The organism is Clostridium sp. TJA020 (assembly GCF_058310295.1).
This window is the reverse complement of the sequence record NZ_JBZEFC010000007.1, coordinates 49,312-65,929: the sequence shown is the minus strand read 5'-3', so window position 1 is coordinate 65,929 and position 16,618 is coordinate 49,312. Positions and strand designations below refer to the sequence as shown.

The following is a 16,618-nucleotide window of genomic DNA, read 5'->3' as shown; positions in this document are numbered from 1 at the left end:
TCATTACATTTTATATATTTTTATTACATTTTAAGTTATTTTTTATTATTTTGGCCACTTTTTGTCTATAATATAGATTATTAATAAAATTTTCTTGGAGGAAATTATGAAGAAAAAAATATTAGATTTATTAATGTCTAATAATGAATATATGTCTGGTGAATATATAAGCAACCTTTTAGGTGTATCTAGAAATTCTATATGGAAACATATAAATGCTCTAAAAAAAGAAGGCTACTTAATAGATGCTATAAGAAATAAAGGATATAAATTAATAAAATCTCCTGATATATTAGATATTAAAACTATAAATAAGCTACTAGAAACAAATTTTTTAGGTAAGAATTTATTACACTATAAAGAAACGACCTCTACAAATTTAATTGCAAAAAAACTAATACAAGAAAATTGCAAAGATGGAACAGTTATTGTAGCTGAAACTCAAACTAATGGTATTGGCAGATTTAATAGAAGTTGGCAATCTCCATTAGGAGGACTTTGGTTCTCAATGATACTTAAACCAAGCATCTCTCCAAATGACGGAAATAAAATAACATTAATAGCTGTTGCTTCTATGATAAAAGTTTTAAATAACCTTAATATAAATTGTAAAATAAAATGGCCAAATGATATTTATATAAATAATAAAAAGCTTTGTGGAATATTGACTACAATGAATGCTGATATGGATAAAGTAAATTATATTATAGTTGGACTAGGACTTAATATAAATATTGATAAAAAAGATTTTATAAATGATTTAAATACCGCTACATCTTTATTATTAGAAACAGGTAATGAATTTAATAAATCTCAAATATTAGCATATTTCTTAAATACTTTTGAATACTATTATAATAAATTTGTAGATGATGATGATTTATCTGAAGTAATTTATATATGTAAAAATTATTCTATGCTAATTAATAAAAAGGCAACTTTAATAACATTAAGAAAAGAAGAGACCGTAACATGTCTTGGAATAGATGACTTAGGTGAACTTATAATAAAAGATTCTAAAGGAAACATAAAAAAAGTTTTAAGTGGAGAAATAACATTTAATAAATAAAAAAGATTGCTATTATAGCAATCTTTTTTATTTATAATAAGTCTATTCCATTTTCACTACAAATTCTATAATTTTTATCATCCCAAACTGATGATTGAACTTCACCAATATGCGCTTTTCTTAAAAAGTACATACATATTCTTGACTGTCCAATTCCTCCACCAATAGTTTGAGGTAATTCCCCATTTAATAATGATTTATGAAAATCTAGTTCTTTTCTTTCTTCGCATCCTGCTTCATTTAACTGACGTTCTAAAGACTCTTCATTTACTCTTATTCCCATTGATGATAATTCAATAGCACTATCTAATACATTATTCCAAAATAATATATCACCATTTAATTTCCAATCATCATAATCTGGTGCTCTACCATCATGCTTTTCACCAGAATTTAACTTATCTCCTATTTGCATTATAAAGACTGCCCCTTTATCCTTACATATAGCATTTTCTCTTTCTTTAGGTGATAAATCTTTATACATATCTTCTAATTCTTGTGATGTTACAAAAAATATTTCTTCTGGTAATTCTTCTTCAATGTCTAAAAGATTTTCCTTAACATACTTTTCTGTATCTTTAAATACACTATATATTTTTTTAACTATACCTTTTAAAAAGTCTAAATTTCTATCTTCTTTATTAATTATAAGTTCCCAATCCCATTGGTCTACATAAATTGAATGTATATTATCTAACTCTTCATCTCTTCTTATAGCATTCATATCTGCATATAGACCTTTTCCAACTGGAAATTTATATCTATGTAAGCTCATTCTTTTCCATTTAGCAAGTGAATGTACTATTTCAACATCTTGATTAGTTGCTAAAACATCAAATTTAACTGGTCTTTCTACTCCATTTAAATTATCATTTAATCCTGACTTTACATCAACAAAAAGTGGTGCAGAAACCCTTATTAAATTTAACTTATCAGCTAAATTTTTTTCAAAGAAATCCTTAATACTTTTTATATGTACTTCTGTTTCAATTAGTGTTGTTTTACTTCTATAATCTTCTGGAATTATTACTCCTTCTACTTTCATGAATAGCCCTCCTTTGATTTTAAATATTATTATATACAAAAAAAACAAAAAAATAAAGTACTCTTTTAAATTAAAGAGTACTTTGTTGTTAATTTTTAAATGTGACACTTATTTAAGTGTGATTTTAATATTTCAGCAGACTTTTTAAGCTTTTCTTCTTCGGATTTAGCTAAAGGTATTTCTATTATTTCTTTAGCCCCTTTTCTATTAACTATAGTTGGTATAGCTAAATACATATCATCTATTCCATATTGTCCTTCAAACAATGAACCAACTGTTAATATACTATTTTCATCTCTAAATATAGCCTCAACTATTCTGTTTACTGCAAGTGCTACTGCAAAATATGTTGCCTTTTTTCTATTTATTATTTCATAAGCAGCATTTTTAACATCTTCTTCTATTACCTTCTTTGTATCTTCATCCCAAGCAAGATCTGTTTGTTTAGCATAAATATCAAAGTCTTCTCCACCAATTCTTCCATTACTCCAAGTTACAACTTCACTGTCACCATGCTCACCAACTACATAACAATGAATATTGCTGTTATTTACACTAAAATATTTACCTAAAACATACTTTAATCTTGATGTATCTAAAACTGTACCTGAACCAATTACTCTTTCTTTTGGGAATCCTGATAACTTATAAGTTATATAAGTTAATACATCAACTGGATTTGACACTACTAAAAGTATGGCATTTGGACTAAGCTTAGCTAGTTCTGGAACAAACCCTTTAAATATTTTGTAATTTTTATCTATAATATCTAATCTAGTTTCTCCTTCTTTTGGTCCAACTCCTGCAGTAATTATAACTATATCTGAATTTTTTGTTTCTTCTAATGAACCTGCATATATATTAACTGGCTTAACAAATGATGTACCATGAACTAAATCCATTACTTCTCCCATTGCCTTATCCATATTTATATCATAAATACAAATATCTGTTGCTATACCACTATTCATTAGTGCATATGCTGTTGTAGCTCCTACAAATCCAGCTCCGATTATAGATACTTTTCTTTTTCCTTCTACTAGCATGTTTTATCACTCCTAATTAATTTATATTTAATCTCATATTATCTTTCTCTTTTTCTACTCTTTATATTCCATATTATACTATAATTAATAATCACTTTCAATTAATTCTTAGTATTTTAATATGATTTATTTTTTATTTTATTGTTAATAGATATGTTATATAATAATTATTATACTCAAAGAGACTTAGGAGGATATCTTAAAATGAAACTGTTATTTTTCGATACAGAAACAACTAGCATACGCCCAGGACATATATGTCAGCTAAGCTATATAATCGTTGATACAAGTACAAAACCTCAAAAAACAGAAGGTAAAAACTTTTTCTTTACAGTAGATGAAATGGATCCAAATGCAGAAGAAGTTCATGGTTTTTCTTTAGAAAAATTATATGAACTATCAAATGGAATGTATTTTGAAGATGTTGTTGGAGAGTTTATAGATGATTTTATGGATGCTGACTTTGTAATAGGCCATAATGTTAATTTCGATGTAAAATTTTTACACAGCGAACTTATATTTTTAGGTGCTAATTATGAACCTAAAAGAACGTTCTGCACAATGGATTATTATAGAGATATATGTAAAATTTTAAAACCTAATGGAACATATAAAAATCCAAAACTTGAAGAGGTTATTTCTTACTTAAATATAACAAAAGATCAAATAGAATCTAAAGCTAAACAACTATTTGGAGGAAGTGGAGACTATCATGATGCTAGATTTGATACAGCAGCAACTTATTTAGTAGTTATTGAAGGGTTAAAGAAAAAACTTATTCCTCATGGTTATTTTACTAAAATAGCAAATTCTAATTAATAAAATTTAAAGGTATATAGTAATATTTGTATTTCTATATACCTTTAACTAATTTATTCATTTATTATATCATAATATTTTTTTATTAATTCTTTATCCATTGCTTCTACACCTTCTAATGGATATTTAATATTAAGTTTCTCATACTTATTTACTCCAAGTAAGTGATAAGGTAAAAGCTCTACTTTTTCAACATTATTAAATTCTTTAATAAATTCTTTAAATCGTCTTATATGTTCTTCTCCATCAGTAAGTCCAGGTACAACTACATGTCTTAACCATATTTTTGTTCTATTTCTTTTCATGGCTTCTATAAACTTAAGTGACTCGTCTATATTAACTAATGTTACATTTTTATATCCTTCCTCAGTAATATCTTTTACATCAAAAAGAACTAAATCAGTATATTTTAATATCTCATCATACATTCCAATACCAGATCCTGCAGTATCAATACATGTATGAATACCTTCTTTCTTACAAAGTTTTAAGGCTTCTATTAGAAATTCTGGTTGTCTTAAAGGTTCTCCCCCTGAAAAAGTTACTCCACCATTTGATGTATCAAAATATGCTTTATACCTTTTTATCTTTTTAACTAATTCTTCTGGTGTAACCTTTTCTCCTACTCCATATTCCCAAGTATCAGGATTATGACAATACTTACATCTTAATGAACATCCTTGCATAAATACAACAACTCTTATTCCTGGTCCATCAACAAGCCCCATAGTTTCCATTGAGTGAATTAATCCTGTTGTCATTATGTGTACCTCCTAATTTATAATTTTAAATAAACAATTTATTATACTAACTTATTTATTTAAAATTATAATACATATCCTCTGCTAAATATATTAGCAGAGGATACTTTTAAGTTAAATTACATTACATTTTTGAATGGAATGTTCTGTTTATAACATCTAATTGTTGCTCTCTAGTAAGCTTAATGAAGTTTACAGCATATCCTGATACTCTTATAGTTAATTGTGGATATTCTTCTGGTCTTTCCATTGCATCTAATAAAGTTTCTCTATTAAATACATTAACATTTAAGTGATGAGCTCTTTGTCCAAAATATCCATCCATTAAGTTACTTAAATTTGATATTCTTTCTTCAGGTGATTTTCCTAAAGCATCTGGAATTATTGAGAAAGTATTTGAAATTCCATCTTGTGAATGCTCATATGGAAGTTTAGCAACTGAATTTAATGATGCAAGTGATCCACTTGAATCTCTTCCATGCATTGGATTAGCTCCTGGTGCAAATGGCTCACCAGCTTTTCTTCCACATGGAGTTGTACCTGTTTTCTTACCATATACTACGTTTGATGTTATAGTTAAAATTGATTGAGTGTGATATGCATTTCTATAAGTTTTGTTCTTTCTGATTTTATCCATCATATTCTTAACAAGATATACAGCTATTTTATCAACTCTATCATCATCATTACCGTATTTAGGGAAATCTCCTTCAACTTCAAAATCTACAGCTATTCCTTCTTCATTTCTTATTGGTTTTACCTTAGCATATTTAATAGCTGACAATGAATCAGCACATACTGATAAACCAGCTATACCACAAGCCATTGTTCTAAATACATCTCTGTCATGTAAAGCCATTTGTAATGATTCATATGAATACTTATCATGCATATAGTGAATGCAATTTAATGTATTTACATAAAGATTTGCAAGCCAATCTGTCATTACATCAAACTTTTCCATTACTTCATTATAATCTAAATATTCACTAGTTATTGGCTCTAATTTAGGTCCTACTTGTACTCCTGATTTCTCATCTTTACCTCCATTTATTGTGTAAAGTAAAGTCTTAGCTAAGTTAACTCTAGCACCAAAGAATTGCATTTGCTTTCCAACTCTCATTGCTGATACACAACAAGCTATAGCATAATCATCTCCCCAATACTCTCTCATTAAATCATCATTTTCATATTGCACTGAACTTGTATCAATTGAAACTTTTGAACAGAAATCTTTAAAGTTTTGTGGTAGTTTAGTTGACCATAAAACTGTTAGATTTGGCTCTGGTGATGGTCCTAAAGTATAAAGTGTATTAAGTACTCTAAATGAGTTTTTAGTAACTAATGTTCTTCCATCTATACCCATACCTGCAATTGATTCAGTAACCCAAGTTGGATCTCCTGAAAATAAATCATTATATTCTGGAGTTCTTAGGAACTTAACTAATCTTAGCTTCATAACGAAATGATCCATAATCTCTTGAGCTTCTTCTTCTGTTATAACTCCTGAGTTTAAATCTCTTTCTATATATATATCTAAAAATGTTGATGTTCTTCCAAGTGACATTGCTGCACCATTTTGTTGCTTAATTGCTGCTAAGTATCCAAAGTATAACCATTGAACAGCTTCTCTTGCATTACTAGCTGGTACTGATATGTCTAATCCATAACTTAAAGCCATAGATTTAAGCTCTTTTAATGCATTTATTTGATCTGTTATTTCTTCTCTTAATTGAATAATATCAGAATCAATTGTTCCTACTTCTAAACTCTTTTTTTGTTCTATCTTGTCTTCTATTAATCTATCAACACCGTATAGCGCAACTCTTCTGTAATCCCCTATAATTCTTCCTCTACCATAAGCATCTGGAAGTCCAGTAACTATACCATATTTTCTAGCTAATTTCATTTCATCTGTATATACATCAAACACACCTTGATTATGTGTCTTTCTATACTTTGTAAATATTTCAGATATTTTTGGATCTACTTCATATCCATAAGCTTTAGCTGCATTTTCAGCCATTCTTATACCACCTTGTGGCATAACAGCTCTTTTAAGAGGAGAATCTGTTTGTACTCCAACAATCTTTTCGATTGCTTTATCTATATATCCTGGCTCGTAAGCATCGATACCTGATACTGTTTTAGTGTCAACGTCTAAAACCCCATTTTCTCTTTCTTTTTTAAATAATTCACTAACTTCATTCCATAATTTTTTAGTATCTTCTGTAGCTCCTGCTAAGAATGAAGAATCTCCTTCATATGGAGTGTAGTTATTTTGTATGAAATTTCTAACGTCTATTTGTTCTTTCCAGCTTCCATCTTTAAAGCCTTCCCATTGATTAAACACTATACGTCGCCTCCCTTTCAATTAATAATATATTTAGATTATATATGATAAAAATTTAACAGTCAATAATTATTTTCAACTGATATAAATTCTCATAATATATTTCTTCCTCCACTTTTTATTTTAAATTAAAAAGGACTAAATGTAAATTTTTTTTTAACATAAAGTCCTTTTGATTAACAAATTTTAGTATTTTGTTATTTATTATTTATTTTTTATTATTAGCGCCATACTTCTTATAATAATCATTTATTCGTTCTAACATCTCATCATCAATTAATATATTTCCATTTATCTCTCGATTATATAAATATTTTATAACTTCCTCCATAGTAACTATTGCACATGTTTTAAAATTAAATTTTTCTCTAATCTCTTTTAAAGCAGATGCTTCTCCTTGCCCTCTTTCCATTCTGTCTACAGAAATTATAAGTCCCTCTACTTTTATATTACCTTGTTCCTTTAAAATAGGCATTGTTTCATATATTGACGTACCTGCTGTTGTTACATCTTCTACTATTAAAACTTTATCTCCATCTTTTAATTTTGCTCCAAGAAGTATTCCCTTATCTCCATGATCTTTCACTTCTTTTCTGTTTGAACAATAATCTACGTCTATATTGTAAAGCTCTGATAAAGCTATTGATGTTGTTACTGTTAAAGGAATTCCTTTATAAGCAGGTCCAAATAAAACAGTATAATCATTATCAAAATTTTCCTTTATAGCCTTTGCATAAAACTCTCCAAGTCGTTTTAATTGACTTCCTTTTTTATAGTTTCCAGTGTTAACAAAAAATGGAGTTTTTCTTCCGCTTTTAGTTACAAAATCTCCAAAAGTAAGCACACCGCACTCTACCATAAATTCAATAAACTCTTTTTTATATTCTTTCATATTGAAAACCTCCAAAATTTCGTTAATTTTTAGACAATTCCGATAATTTCATTTATATCCTTTATACCTTCTTTTAAAAGAAAATCTTCTATTCCTTGAACTATTTCTTTTCCAGCTAATGGATTATTAAAATTAACCGTTCCTATTTGTATGGCCCTTGCACCAGCCATCATAAATTCTATCGCATCCTCTGCAGTACTTATTCCACCAAGTCCTATAACAGGTATATTTACAGCTTTTGATACTTCATGAACCATTCTTAAAGCTATTGGCTTTACTGCTGGTCCTGAAAGTCCTGCATATATATTATCAAATACAGGCTTTCTCTTATTTATATCAATAGCCATACCTTTTATAGTATTTATTAATGAAATAGAATCTGCACCTGCTTCTTCACATTTTAAAGCCATATCCACTATATTTTCAGCATTTGGAGATAGTTTAACCATTAAAGGCTTATTTGTTATTTTTTTTATTTTATCCACAACTTCAAATGCTACATCACTTTTTATTCCAAAAGCCATTCCACCAGATTTTACATTAGGACATGATATATTAAGCTCTATCATGTCTATATCGGTTTCATTTAACTTACTTACTGCTATTTCATAATCTTCTATACAACCGCCACCAACATTAGCAATTATATTTGTATTTAATTTTTTCATATCTTTTAATTCATAATCTATAAAATGATCTATCCCTGGATTTTGAAGACCAACAGAATTCATCATTCCACCTTTTGTTTCATATACTCTTGTCCCAGTATTTCCGTCCTTTTTATTTAAAGTTAAACCCTTAGTAGATATTCCCCCCAAAATACTAACATCATAAAAGTCATTGTACTCTTGTCCAAATCCAAATGTACCTGAGGCTGCTATAACAGGATTTTTAAAATCTACTCCATTTATATTTACATTCAACATAATGATTTTCCTCCTTAAAGCTCCACATAATATCCATCAAAGACAGGACCATCTTTACAAGTTCTTTTATGACCATCTTTCGTTTTACAAGTGCAAACAAGACATGCCCCAACTCCACAGGCCATATGTTTTTCCATTGATACATATACTTTAATACCTGCATCTTTACATAATTCTATAACCTTTTTCATCATTATTTCAGGACCACAGCATAATACTACATCATATTTTTTAGCATCTAAAATATCCGTTACAAACCCTTTTATCCCATGCTTTCCTGTATTAGTTACTAAATTTATATTATCAACATACTTTTCAAAATCATTTATTAAGTATACTTCATCTCTAAATCCTGCATATAAATCTATAACTTCACTATTTCCATTTTGTTTTAATTCCTTAGCAACTTGAAGCATAGGTGCTATTCCTATTCCTCCCGTAACTAATGCAACTTTTCCAAGCTTTTCATTTACATTGAATCCATTTCCAAGGGGACCTGTAATATTTATTTCTTCATTCTTTTTTAATTTACTTATTTCTTTTGTTCCCTTTCCAACTACTGAATAAAGAAAAGTTAAATTATTTTCACTCTTTTCACATATACTTATAGGTCTTGGAAGTAATGCACAGTCAACCTTAAGCATATAGAATTGACCACATTTTATATCTTGGTTTTCTTCTATTACTAATTTAAATATCCCTTTTGATATTTCATCATTGCTTATTACTTTAGCCTTTTTGTAGTTTATGCCCATTAAATTTCCTCCTATCTGTTGCAAGCTAATCTTATCTCATCTCTCATTTTCATCGCTTCTTCTCTTGCACATTTAGCAAAATTTCTTTCATCTTCACCTTTATTTTTGTATGCTAAAAGAATTCCTCTTGATGAATTTACAACTCCTCCATTACCATTATTTAAATACATGGCAACATCTTTAGCTTTTCCACCTTGTGCTCCATATCCCGGTATTAAAAAGAACATATCTTTTAGATTTTCTCTAATTTTTGCACCTTCTTCTATATGAGTACAACCTATAACTCCTCCTATAGGTGTATATCCACATTCTCCTTTAAAAGGCTCTCCTAATTGTAAGACTTTTTCTCCAACTATATCATAAACATTTCTTCCTGATTTAGCTTTTATATACTCTATATCAAATGCTCCCTCATTAGAAGTTCTTACTAAACTAAATATACCTTTGTTTCCACTTTCTATATATGGAATATATGGTGCTATACTATCCATTCCCATATAAGGATTTAATGTTATAAAGTCTGCTTCAAAATCTCCTTCAAAATGAGCTTTTGCATACATTTTTGCTGTTGCTGCTATATCCCCTCTTTTTATATCTGCAATTATTATCTCATCTAAACTTCTAAGATATTCTAATGTTTCTTTGTATGCTTTTAAACCTTCTATACCTAAAGCTTCATAATATGCTATTTGAACTTTAAAGCATGCAACAACATCTCTTGTTGAATCTATGATAGCTTTATTAAATTCAACAATCGCCTCTTTATCACTTTTCCCTTCTCTTATAAATGATGGTATATAATCAAGTGCTGTATCAAGCCCAACACAAACTACTCCTCTTTCTAAAACTCTATCATATAATTTATCTATAATCTTACTTTTCATAATTTGACCCTCACTACTTTTTATATAAAACTTTTCCACCTTTTATAGTCATTACAACTTCTCCATAAAAATTCATTCCTTCAAATGGAGTATTTTTCCCCTTTGATTGAAAGTCATCTGAATTTACTACTATCTCTTTATTTAAATCTAATAAAACAACATCTCCATCTAATCCTATACTAATATTTCCTTTATTCATCCCTAAAATATTAGCTGGATTTCTTGACATCATTTCTGATAACTTGTTTATCGAAATAATTCCATCCTTAACTAATTTTGTATAACATATAGGAAATGCAGTTTCAAGCCCTACCATTCCTGGAGATCCATTTTCCTTATCTTTCTTTGTATGCGGTGCATGATCTGTACCTATACAATCAACATCTCCATGCTTTATAGCCTTTAATAAAAATTCTACATCTTCATGTTCTCTTATAGGTGGATTAACTCTATAATTATTTACATCATTAGTAAGCGCTATATGATGTGGTGTTACCTCGCAAGTTACATTCACACCTTCACATTTTCCATCAATTATATACTTCATAGCTTCTTTTGTACTTACATGAGCCATATGAAGTTTTGCACCTGTAACTTTTGCTAATGTTATATCTCTCCAAGTCATCATATTCTCAGCAAGTCTCATATCTATATCTGAAAATTCACCTGATTCTGCGTGAGACATAACTACCCAATTATTTTCTTTTGCAATTTTCATAGCTTCCATCATAACTCTCGAATCTGACACTCCAACACCATCATCTGAGATAGCCTTCACTCTATCATCATTTTTAAAACACTCTAGATGTGATATTGTTTTGCCATCAAAATTTTTTGTTATAGTTACACATTGATGTAAGTCTATAAGATTTAAAGTTTTTTCTTTATCTTTTACATAATCTAATACTTCCCTAGTAGAACATACAGGATTTGTATTTCCCATAAGGCAAACCCCTGTATATCCTCCTCTCAATGCAGCCTTTGATCCAGTTTCTAAATCTTCTTTATAAGTAAGTCCTGGATCTCTAAAATGTGCATGTGTATCTATAAACGCTGGCATTAATGTTAATTCTTTAGCATCAATAACTTCTACTCCATCTATATTTATTTCTGTTCCTATTTCCTTTATTTTCCCTTTTTCTATATAAATATCTCCATAAAAGTTTTGACATGAATCTATTATATTTGCATTTTTTATTAATATATTCAAATTAAACACCTCATCTTATTTAAGTGTCATTATATGATCACAATATTCACATTTATAAGTAGCTTCGCTTCTATCTACTAAATTGAATATTTGAGGAACATACTTTTCATCACTTGTTATACATCTTACATTATCACAAGTTATTATTCCTTCAACTGTTTGAGGTAATTCTGGTATTATCTTATTAACTATTTTTTCATTTCTAATTTCATTTACTGTAACATTAGGAGAAAGCATAGCTAAAACTTCGTAATTTATTTTTTCTATATCTTCAATCTTTATAATATCTTTTTTTCCTGATCTATTACTTGGGACATTCATTATTAAGGCTACACTTAAATCTGATTTTTCTAGGTTTAAATGATTAAATATTTTAATTCCAACTCCAGCTTTTATGTGATCTATAACTAATCCATTTTTTATACTTGTAATTTCTAACATATTAACATACCCCCAAAAGTTTACATATTAATGCCATTCTTGCATACATTCCATACTCAGCTTGCTTAAAATAAGCTGCTCTTTTATCACCGTCAACTTCTACAGCAATTTCATTCACTCTTGGAAGTGGATGCATAACTATCATATCCTCTTTTGCAAGGTCCATTTTTTCCATATCTAAAATATAACTATCTTTAAGTCTTAAATATTCTTCTTCATTGAAAAATCTTTCTTTTTGAATTCTTGTCATATAAAGAATATCAACTTCTTCTATTACATCTTCTAATCTTTCAACTTCTTTAAATTCTATATTATTTTTCTTTAATACTTCATCTCTTATATAATCTGGAATTCTAAGTTCTTTTGGAGATATCAGTACGAATTTATTGTTTTCATATCTTGACATTGCTTTTATTAAAGAATGTACTGTTCTTCCATATTTTAAGTCTCCACATATACCTATAGTTTTATTTTCAAGATTACCTTTTAATGTTTTTATTGTTAATAAATCTGTTAGTGTTTGAGTTGGATGTTGGTGTCCACCATCACCAGCATTTATAACTGATACATCTGAATACATACTTGCTACTCTAGCAGAGCCTTCTTTTGGATGTCTCATTGTTATAATGTCTGAATAAATTGATACCATTTTTATTGTATCTGCAAGTGTTTCACCTTTTGATGCTGAACTTGAATTTGGCTCTGAAAAGCCTAAGATATTTCCGCCTAATCTCATCATAGCTGCTTCAAAGCTAAATCTTGTTCTTGTACTAGGCTCATAAAATAGAGTTGCTAAAATTTTTCCATCACATATCTTTGAATATTTTTTTGGATTTTCTATAATTTGATGTGCTAAATTGAAAATTTCTTCTAATTCACCTACAGTAAAATCCATAGGATCTATTAAATGTCTGTCTTTTAACATAATATCACTCCTTCTTAACCTCTCAGTGTTAAATTTAAAGGGAAATACGTTCTTGTAATTATATACTTGTCTAAAAAAACTTTTAAAAAAAGCCTTCCTTAAATACTAAGGAAGGCGTAATTATCCCATATATAACTACATTACTATTACTTCCTTAATGACCTCTCTGGATCAAATTAAAGGTTATCTTGTTTGTAAGAATACCACTAAAAAGATAATCTGTCAATAATTTAAAGAAGTAATTATTTATTATTTTGTTAAATCTTCAACTTCAGAATCTGGTAAAATTTCTTCTTTAACAGTTGTTTCAAGTAAACTTTCTTCTTTTTCTAAATCTTTTTCTAATCTTGGATTTATTGCTTTAATAAATAATAATAAGAAATTAAATACAACATATAAAATAACACCTGTACCTATAAATATTTCAATATCACCTATTGTTTTAAATACAGATTGCCATATGCCACTTCCTAAATATTTACTTACTTTATATGCTGCCATTACACTTATAGCTAATGGGAAAGTTAACGCTGCATATGTTGGCGCAAATCCTTTCTTTATAAATCCTATTATATAACTATAAACTATAATTAAATTTATAAATGATATAATTACTAAAACCCAAAGTATTACTGGATTTATAACTGTAAATGCTGAAGTATATCCTACTATACAAAGACTTGCAGGTGCTGCCATTACTCCTATTGTTGGTAGTTTATGTTCTTCAATAGCTTTATGATTATATACTCTATATAACATTATTGGCCATGTAATTATATATAATACAAATCCAAAATAAAATAATAATCTAGCTAAGCTATCATGCCCCATTCCAGGACTTGTAACGCATGCTACAACTACACCAATCCATATTACAAACCAACTTGGAACCATATCTTCTAATTTAAAATTTTTAAATCTAAATATTGAAAATACTATAAATAGTATAAAATGTACTGCTACACATAAAAGCCATACAGTTTCTGCTATTTTAGGAGCTACATCTAAAAAATATGCTGCTATTAACATAAGAGCCATATCTATAGTTGGATAAAAACTACCTAAAACAGGATGTTTTAATTCCTCTAAAATTTTCTTTGGAAATTTCACTATTCTTAAAAACATTAATGCTAAAGCTATAATTGAAAATATAATTGCTACTGGCTTAAAAAATTTTATATTATTTAATTGCCAAGCAGATCCAATAGTTATTAATCCTAGTGAAGTACCGCATATTCCTATTGGATAATTCTCTAATTTATTTAATAAATTATTTTCAACCTTCATATATACACCTCCATTGATCTTTACAAGATTGATTATATATACAAATTTCAAATAAGAGAAATATTTATATTTTATATTTAACATAGGTATTTACTTATTTTAAAATTTTATATAAAATTCATCTATATTTTCCCATTTAAATATGTAAAGTATTAAATTTATTATTTATTAAATTTTAATATTAATTAATCTCAATTTTAATAAAAACATACAAGGTATTTTAACATAGAAATTATCTTATATCTATAATTTATTAATTTACATTTTTTAAATTTTTATTATATATTTGTTATTATTTTATATCCGAATAAAAATTTAATTAAGAACAATACTAAAAGTAATTAATTAAATTAACTAAGGAGGATTAAATATGAGTGAAAATAATAAAAATAAAAAAATAGTATTCTTTATTTTAGTAATATTACTTATTTTTATAATACCTGTATTATATTTTTCAAATTTTAAATCTACTAAACCTAAAGTTGCCAAAGCAGAAAATACAGGCACAAAACAAGAAATTAAAAATGAAGTAAAAAACGAAGTGAAAAAAGGATCAGTTAATAATAACTACTTACAATTAAAAGATGATCCTAACGCAGATGATGCCTTAGTTATTTCTAAAAATACAAATGAATTAATAAAAGGTTCTATTCATTATCCCGTTAGAACAGATAGAAAAAAAGTTGTTTATTTAACTTTTGATGATGGACCATCAACAACAAATACTCCAAAAGTACTTAATATTTTAAAAAAACATGATATTAAAGCAACTTTTTTTGTAACTGGAAAATCTATCATAGCAAGTGATGAATCAAAAGCTTTATTGAAACAAATTGCTAATGAAGGACATGCCATAGGTAACCATACTTACAGTCATAATTATAATTATCTTTATCCTTCTAGAACAATAAATGTTGATAATGTAATATCCGATTTAAAAAAGAATGATAAATTAATGAAAGATATTTTAGGAAAAGACTTTTATACTAGAATCATAAGATTACCAGGAGGATATCGTTCTTGGAATGGTAAAGAAAATTTTAAAAATAAAATGAAGGAACTAGGTATTAGAAATATTGATTGGAATGCTTTAAATGGTGATGCAGAAGGTAAAAAGAAAAACTCTAAAGAACTAGTTTCTTATTTAAAAAATAGTGTTAATGAACTAGGAAAAGATGCAGATAGTATTGTAGTACTAATGCATGATACATATGGTAAAGCTGAAACTACAAAAGCTCTACCAGAAATAATTAAATACTTTAAAGATAAAGGTTTTGAGTTTAGAACAATAAAATAAAATTTTACAATATAAAAAAGAGCCTTTAACAAAGGCTCTTAATTTTTCTATTCTAAATTAATTATATTTACATTTATAGTTATCTTGAACATCCATTAATGCTTCACCAAATCTTTGGTAATGAACAACTTCTCTTTGTCTTAAAAAACGTAATATTTCTTTTATATCTTGATCATCTGTCAAATCTATAAGCCATTCATAGGTTGCTCTAGCTTTTTGTTCAGCTGCCATATCTTCATTTAAATCTGCAATAACATCACCTTTTGCTTGAATATAAGTTGCTGTCCATGGATTTCCTTGAGCATCGCTATAATATAATGCTTTTCCGTGATCTGTATAATGAGCAGCAAGTCCAGCATTTTTCAAATCCTCAATAGAGGCATTTTCCATTAATTGATAAATCATAGTAGCAATCATTTCTACATGAGCTAATTCCTCTGTTCCTATATCAGTTAATAAGCCTTTAGCTTTATTTGTTGGCATTGTATATCTTTGATTTAAATACCTAAGAGCAGCACTTAATTCACCGTCTGGACCTCCATATTGTGACATTAAAAATTTTGCCATCCTAAGATCATTACATTTTAAATTTATAGGATATTCTAAAGTCTTAACATAGTACCACATAACTAAATCCTCCTAATATTTAATTTCCCAAGGCCATGGTTGATTGACCCACTCTAATGGATTTTCCACATAAGCATCTCCAAAGTTTCTTATAGGTCCATATTTTAATTCATATTCACTAATTAAAGCGTCTAACTTTCTAGAAACTTCTTTATAGTCACTTATAGCTTCTTTATCATTAGGGAAATTATCAAGATAAAGATTTAGTTCTACTGCATAAAACTGTATCTTTTGTATACTATTCAATAATTCAATTTCTTTCATAATTTTACCTCTCTATT

General features: G+C 27.9%; 17 protein-coding genes. 3 read left to right on the top strand and 14 right to left on the bottom strand.

Going from position 1 to position 16,618, the window contains the following annotated elements:
* Nucleotides 1-106 precede the first annotated feature (106 nt).
* Entirely contained in the window at nt 107-1,069 is a 963-nt protein-coding gene (locus tag AC4FQ1_RS10795; protein ID WP_491169653.1) for a biotin--[acetyl-CoA-carboxylase] ligase, read from the top strand.
* A 31-nt stretch (nt 1,070-1,100) separates the two neighbouring features.
* On the opposite strand, the gene asnA is transcribed toward AC4FQ1_RS10795, so the two are convergent.
* Together asnA and AC4FQ1_RS10785 are read right to left on the bottom strand one after the other, a co-directional pair.
* Nucleotides 1,101-2,114, bottom strand: coding sequence for an aspartate--ammonia ligase (gene asnA / locus AC4FQ1_RS10790; RefSeq protein ID WP_491169652.1), 1,014 nt, complete (start codon nt 2,112-2,114; stop codon nt 1,101-1,103).
* Between the two features lie 95 nt (nt 2,115-2,209).
* Nucleotides 2,210-3,160, bottom strand: a complete 951-nt coding sequence (locus tag AC4FQ1_RS10785; RefSeq protein ID WP_303128878.1) for an L-lactate dehydrogenase — start codon at nt 3,158-3,160, stop codon at nt 2,210-2,212.
* A gap of 204 nt (nt 3,161-3,364) precedes the next feature.
* Here AC4FQ1_RS10785 and AC4FQ1_RS10780 point away from each other — a divergent pair, with 204 nt between their 5' ends.
* Nucleotides 3,365-3,979 carry a 3'-5' exonuclease gene (locus AC4FQ1_RS10780; protein ID WP_491169651.1) on the top strand — a complete coding sequence of 205 codons (615 nt, stop codon included), beginning with the start codon at nt 3,365-3,367 and terminating at the stop codon, nt 3,977-3,979.
* A gap of 53 nt (nt 3,980-4,032) precedes the next feature.
* On the opposite strand, the gene pflA is transcribed toward AC4FQ1_RS10780, so the two are convergent.
* From pflA to AC4FQ1_RS10730, 10 genes are all read right to left on the bottom strand, one after another.
* Complete coding sequence (pflA, locus tag AC4FQ1_RS10775; RefSeq protein WP_303128880.1) at nt 4,033-4,740, bottom strand: pyruvate formate-lyase-activating protein; 708 nt, start codon at nt 4,738-4,740, stop codon at nt 4,033-4,035.
* Nucleotides 4,741-4,864: 124 nt separating this feature from the next.
* Nucleotides 4,865-7,093, bottom strand: coding sequence for a formate C-acetyltransferase (gene pflB, locus AC4FQ1_RS10770; RefSeq protein WP_491169650.1), 2,229 nt, complete (start codon nt 7,091-7,093; stop codon nt 4,865-4,867).
* Nucleotides 7,094-7,301: 208 nt separating this feature from the next.
* Nucleotides 7,302-7,985 (bottom strand): orotate phosphoribosyltransferase, encoded by a 684-nt coding sequence (gene pyrE, locus AC4FQ1_RS10765; RefSeq protein WP_491147623.1) that lies wholly within the window; start codon nt 7,983-7,985, stop codon nt 7,302-7,304.
* 29 nt (nt 7,986-8,014) lie between these two features.
* Complete coding sequence (locus AC4FQ1_RS10760; protein ID WP_491169649.1) at nt 8,015-8,911, bottom strand: dihydroorotate dehydrogenase; 897 nt, start codon at nt 8,909-8,911, stop codon at nt 8,015-8,017.
* Nucleotides 8,912-8,925: 14 nt separating this feature from the next.
* The gene (locus AC4FQ1_RS10755) at nt 8,926-9,666 is read right to left on the bottom strand and encodes a dihydroorotate dehydrogenase electron transfer subunit (protein WP_491169648.1); all 741 of its coding nucleotides are present in this window, start codon (nt 9,664-9,666) and stop codon (nt 8,926-8,928) included.
* A gap of 11 nt (nt 9,667-9,677) precedes the next feature.
* Nucleotides 9,678-10,550 (bottom strand): orotidine-5'-phosphate decarboxylase, encoded by an 873-nt coding sequence (gene pyrF / locus AC4FQ1_RS10750; RefSeq protein ID WP_303128888.1) that lies wholly within the window; start codon nt 10,548-10,550, stop codon nt 9,678-9,680.
* 13 nt (nt 10,551-10,563) lie between these two features.
* Nucleotides 10,564-11,760: a dihydroorotase gene (locus AC4FQ1_RS10745; RefSeq protein ID WP_491169647.1), complete on the bottom strand. Its 1,197-nt coding sequence runs from the start codon at nt 11,758-11,760 to the stop codon at nt 10,564-10,566.
* 15 nt (nt 11,761-11,775) lie between these two features.
* Nucleotides 11,776-12,201 carry an aspartate carbamoyltransferase regulatory subunit gene (locus AC4FQ1_RS10740; protein ID WP_303128893.1) on the bottom strand — a complete coding sequence of 142 codons (426 nt, stop codon included), beginning with the start codon at nt 12,199-12,201 and terminating at the stop codon, nt 11,776-11,778.
* Between the two features lies 1 nt (nt 12,202).
* Nucleotides 12,203-13,126 carry an aspartate carbamoyltransferase gene (gene pyrB, locus AC4FQ1_RS10735; RefSeq protein WP_491147629.1) on the bottom strand — a complete coding sequence of 308 codons (924 nt, stop codon included), beginning with the start codon at nt 13,124-13,126 and terminating at the stop codon, nt 12,203-12,205.
* Nucleotides 13,127-13,375: 249 nt separating this feature from the next.
* The gene (locus AC4FQ1_RS10730; RefSeq protein ID WP_303128896.1) at nt 13,376-14,413 is read right to left on the bottom strand and encodes a TDT family transporter; all 1,038 of its coding nucleotides are present in this window, start codon (nt 14,411-14,413) and stop codon (nt 13,376-13,378) included.
* Between the two features lie 370 nt (nt 14,414-14,783).
* Between AC4FQ1_RS10730 and AC4FQ1_RS10725 the strand changes: the two genes are divergently transcribed.
* The gene (locus AC4FQ1_RS10725) at nt 14,784-15,710 is read left to right on the top strand and encodes a polysaccharide deacetylase family protein (RefSeq protein WP_491147630.1); all 927 of its coding nucleotides are present in this window, start codon (nt 14,784-14,786) and stop codon (nt 15,708-15,710) included.
* Between the two features lie 57 nt (nt 15,711-15,767).
* Here the strand turns inward: AC4FQ1_RS10725 and AC4FQ1_RS10720 are convergent, their stop codons facing one another.
* Together AC4FQ1_RS10720 and AC4FQ1_RS10715 are read right to left on the bottom strand one after the other, a co-directional pair.
* Nucleotides 15,768-16,337, bottom strand: coding sequence for a manganese catalase family protein (locus AC4FQ1_RS10720; RefSeq protein WP_303128898.1), 570 nt, complete (start codon nt 16,335-16,337; stop codon nt 15,768-15,770).
* 12 nt (nt 16,338-16,349) lie between these two features.
* The gene (locus tag AC4FQ1_RS10715; RefSeq protein WP_303128900.1) at nt 16,350-16,601 is read right to left on the bottom strand and encodes a spore coat protein CotJB; all 252 of its coding nucleotides are present in this window, start codon (nt 16,599-16,601) and stop codon (nt 16,350-16,352) included.
* Nucleotides 16,602-16,618: the final 17 nt, after the last annotated feature.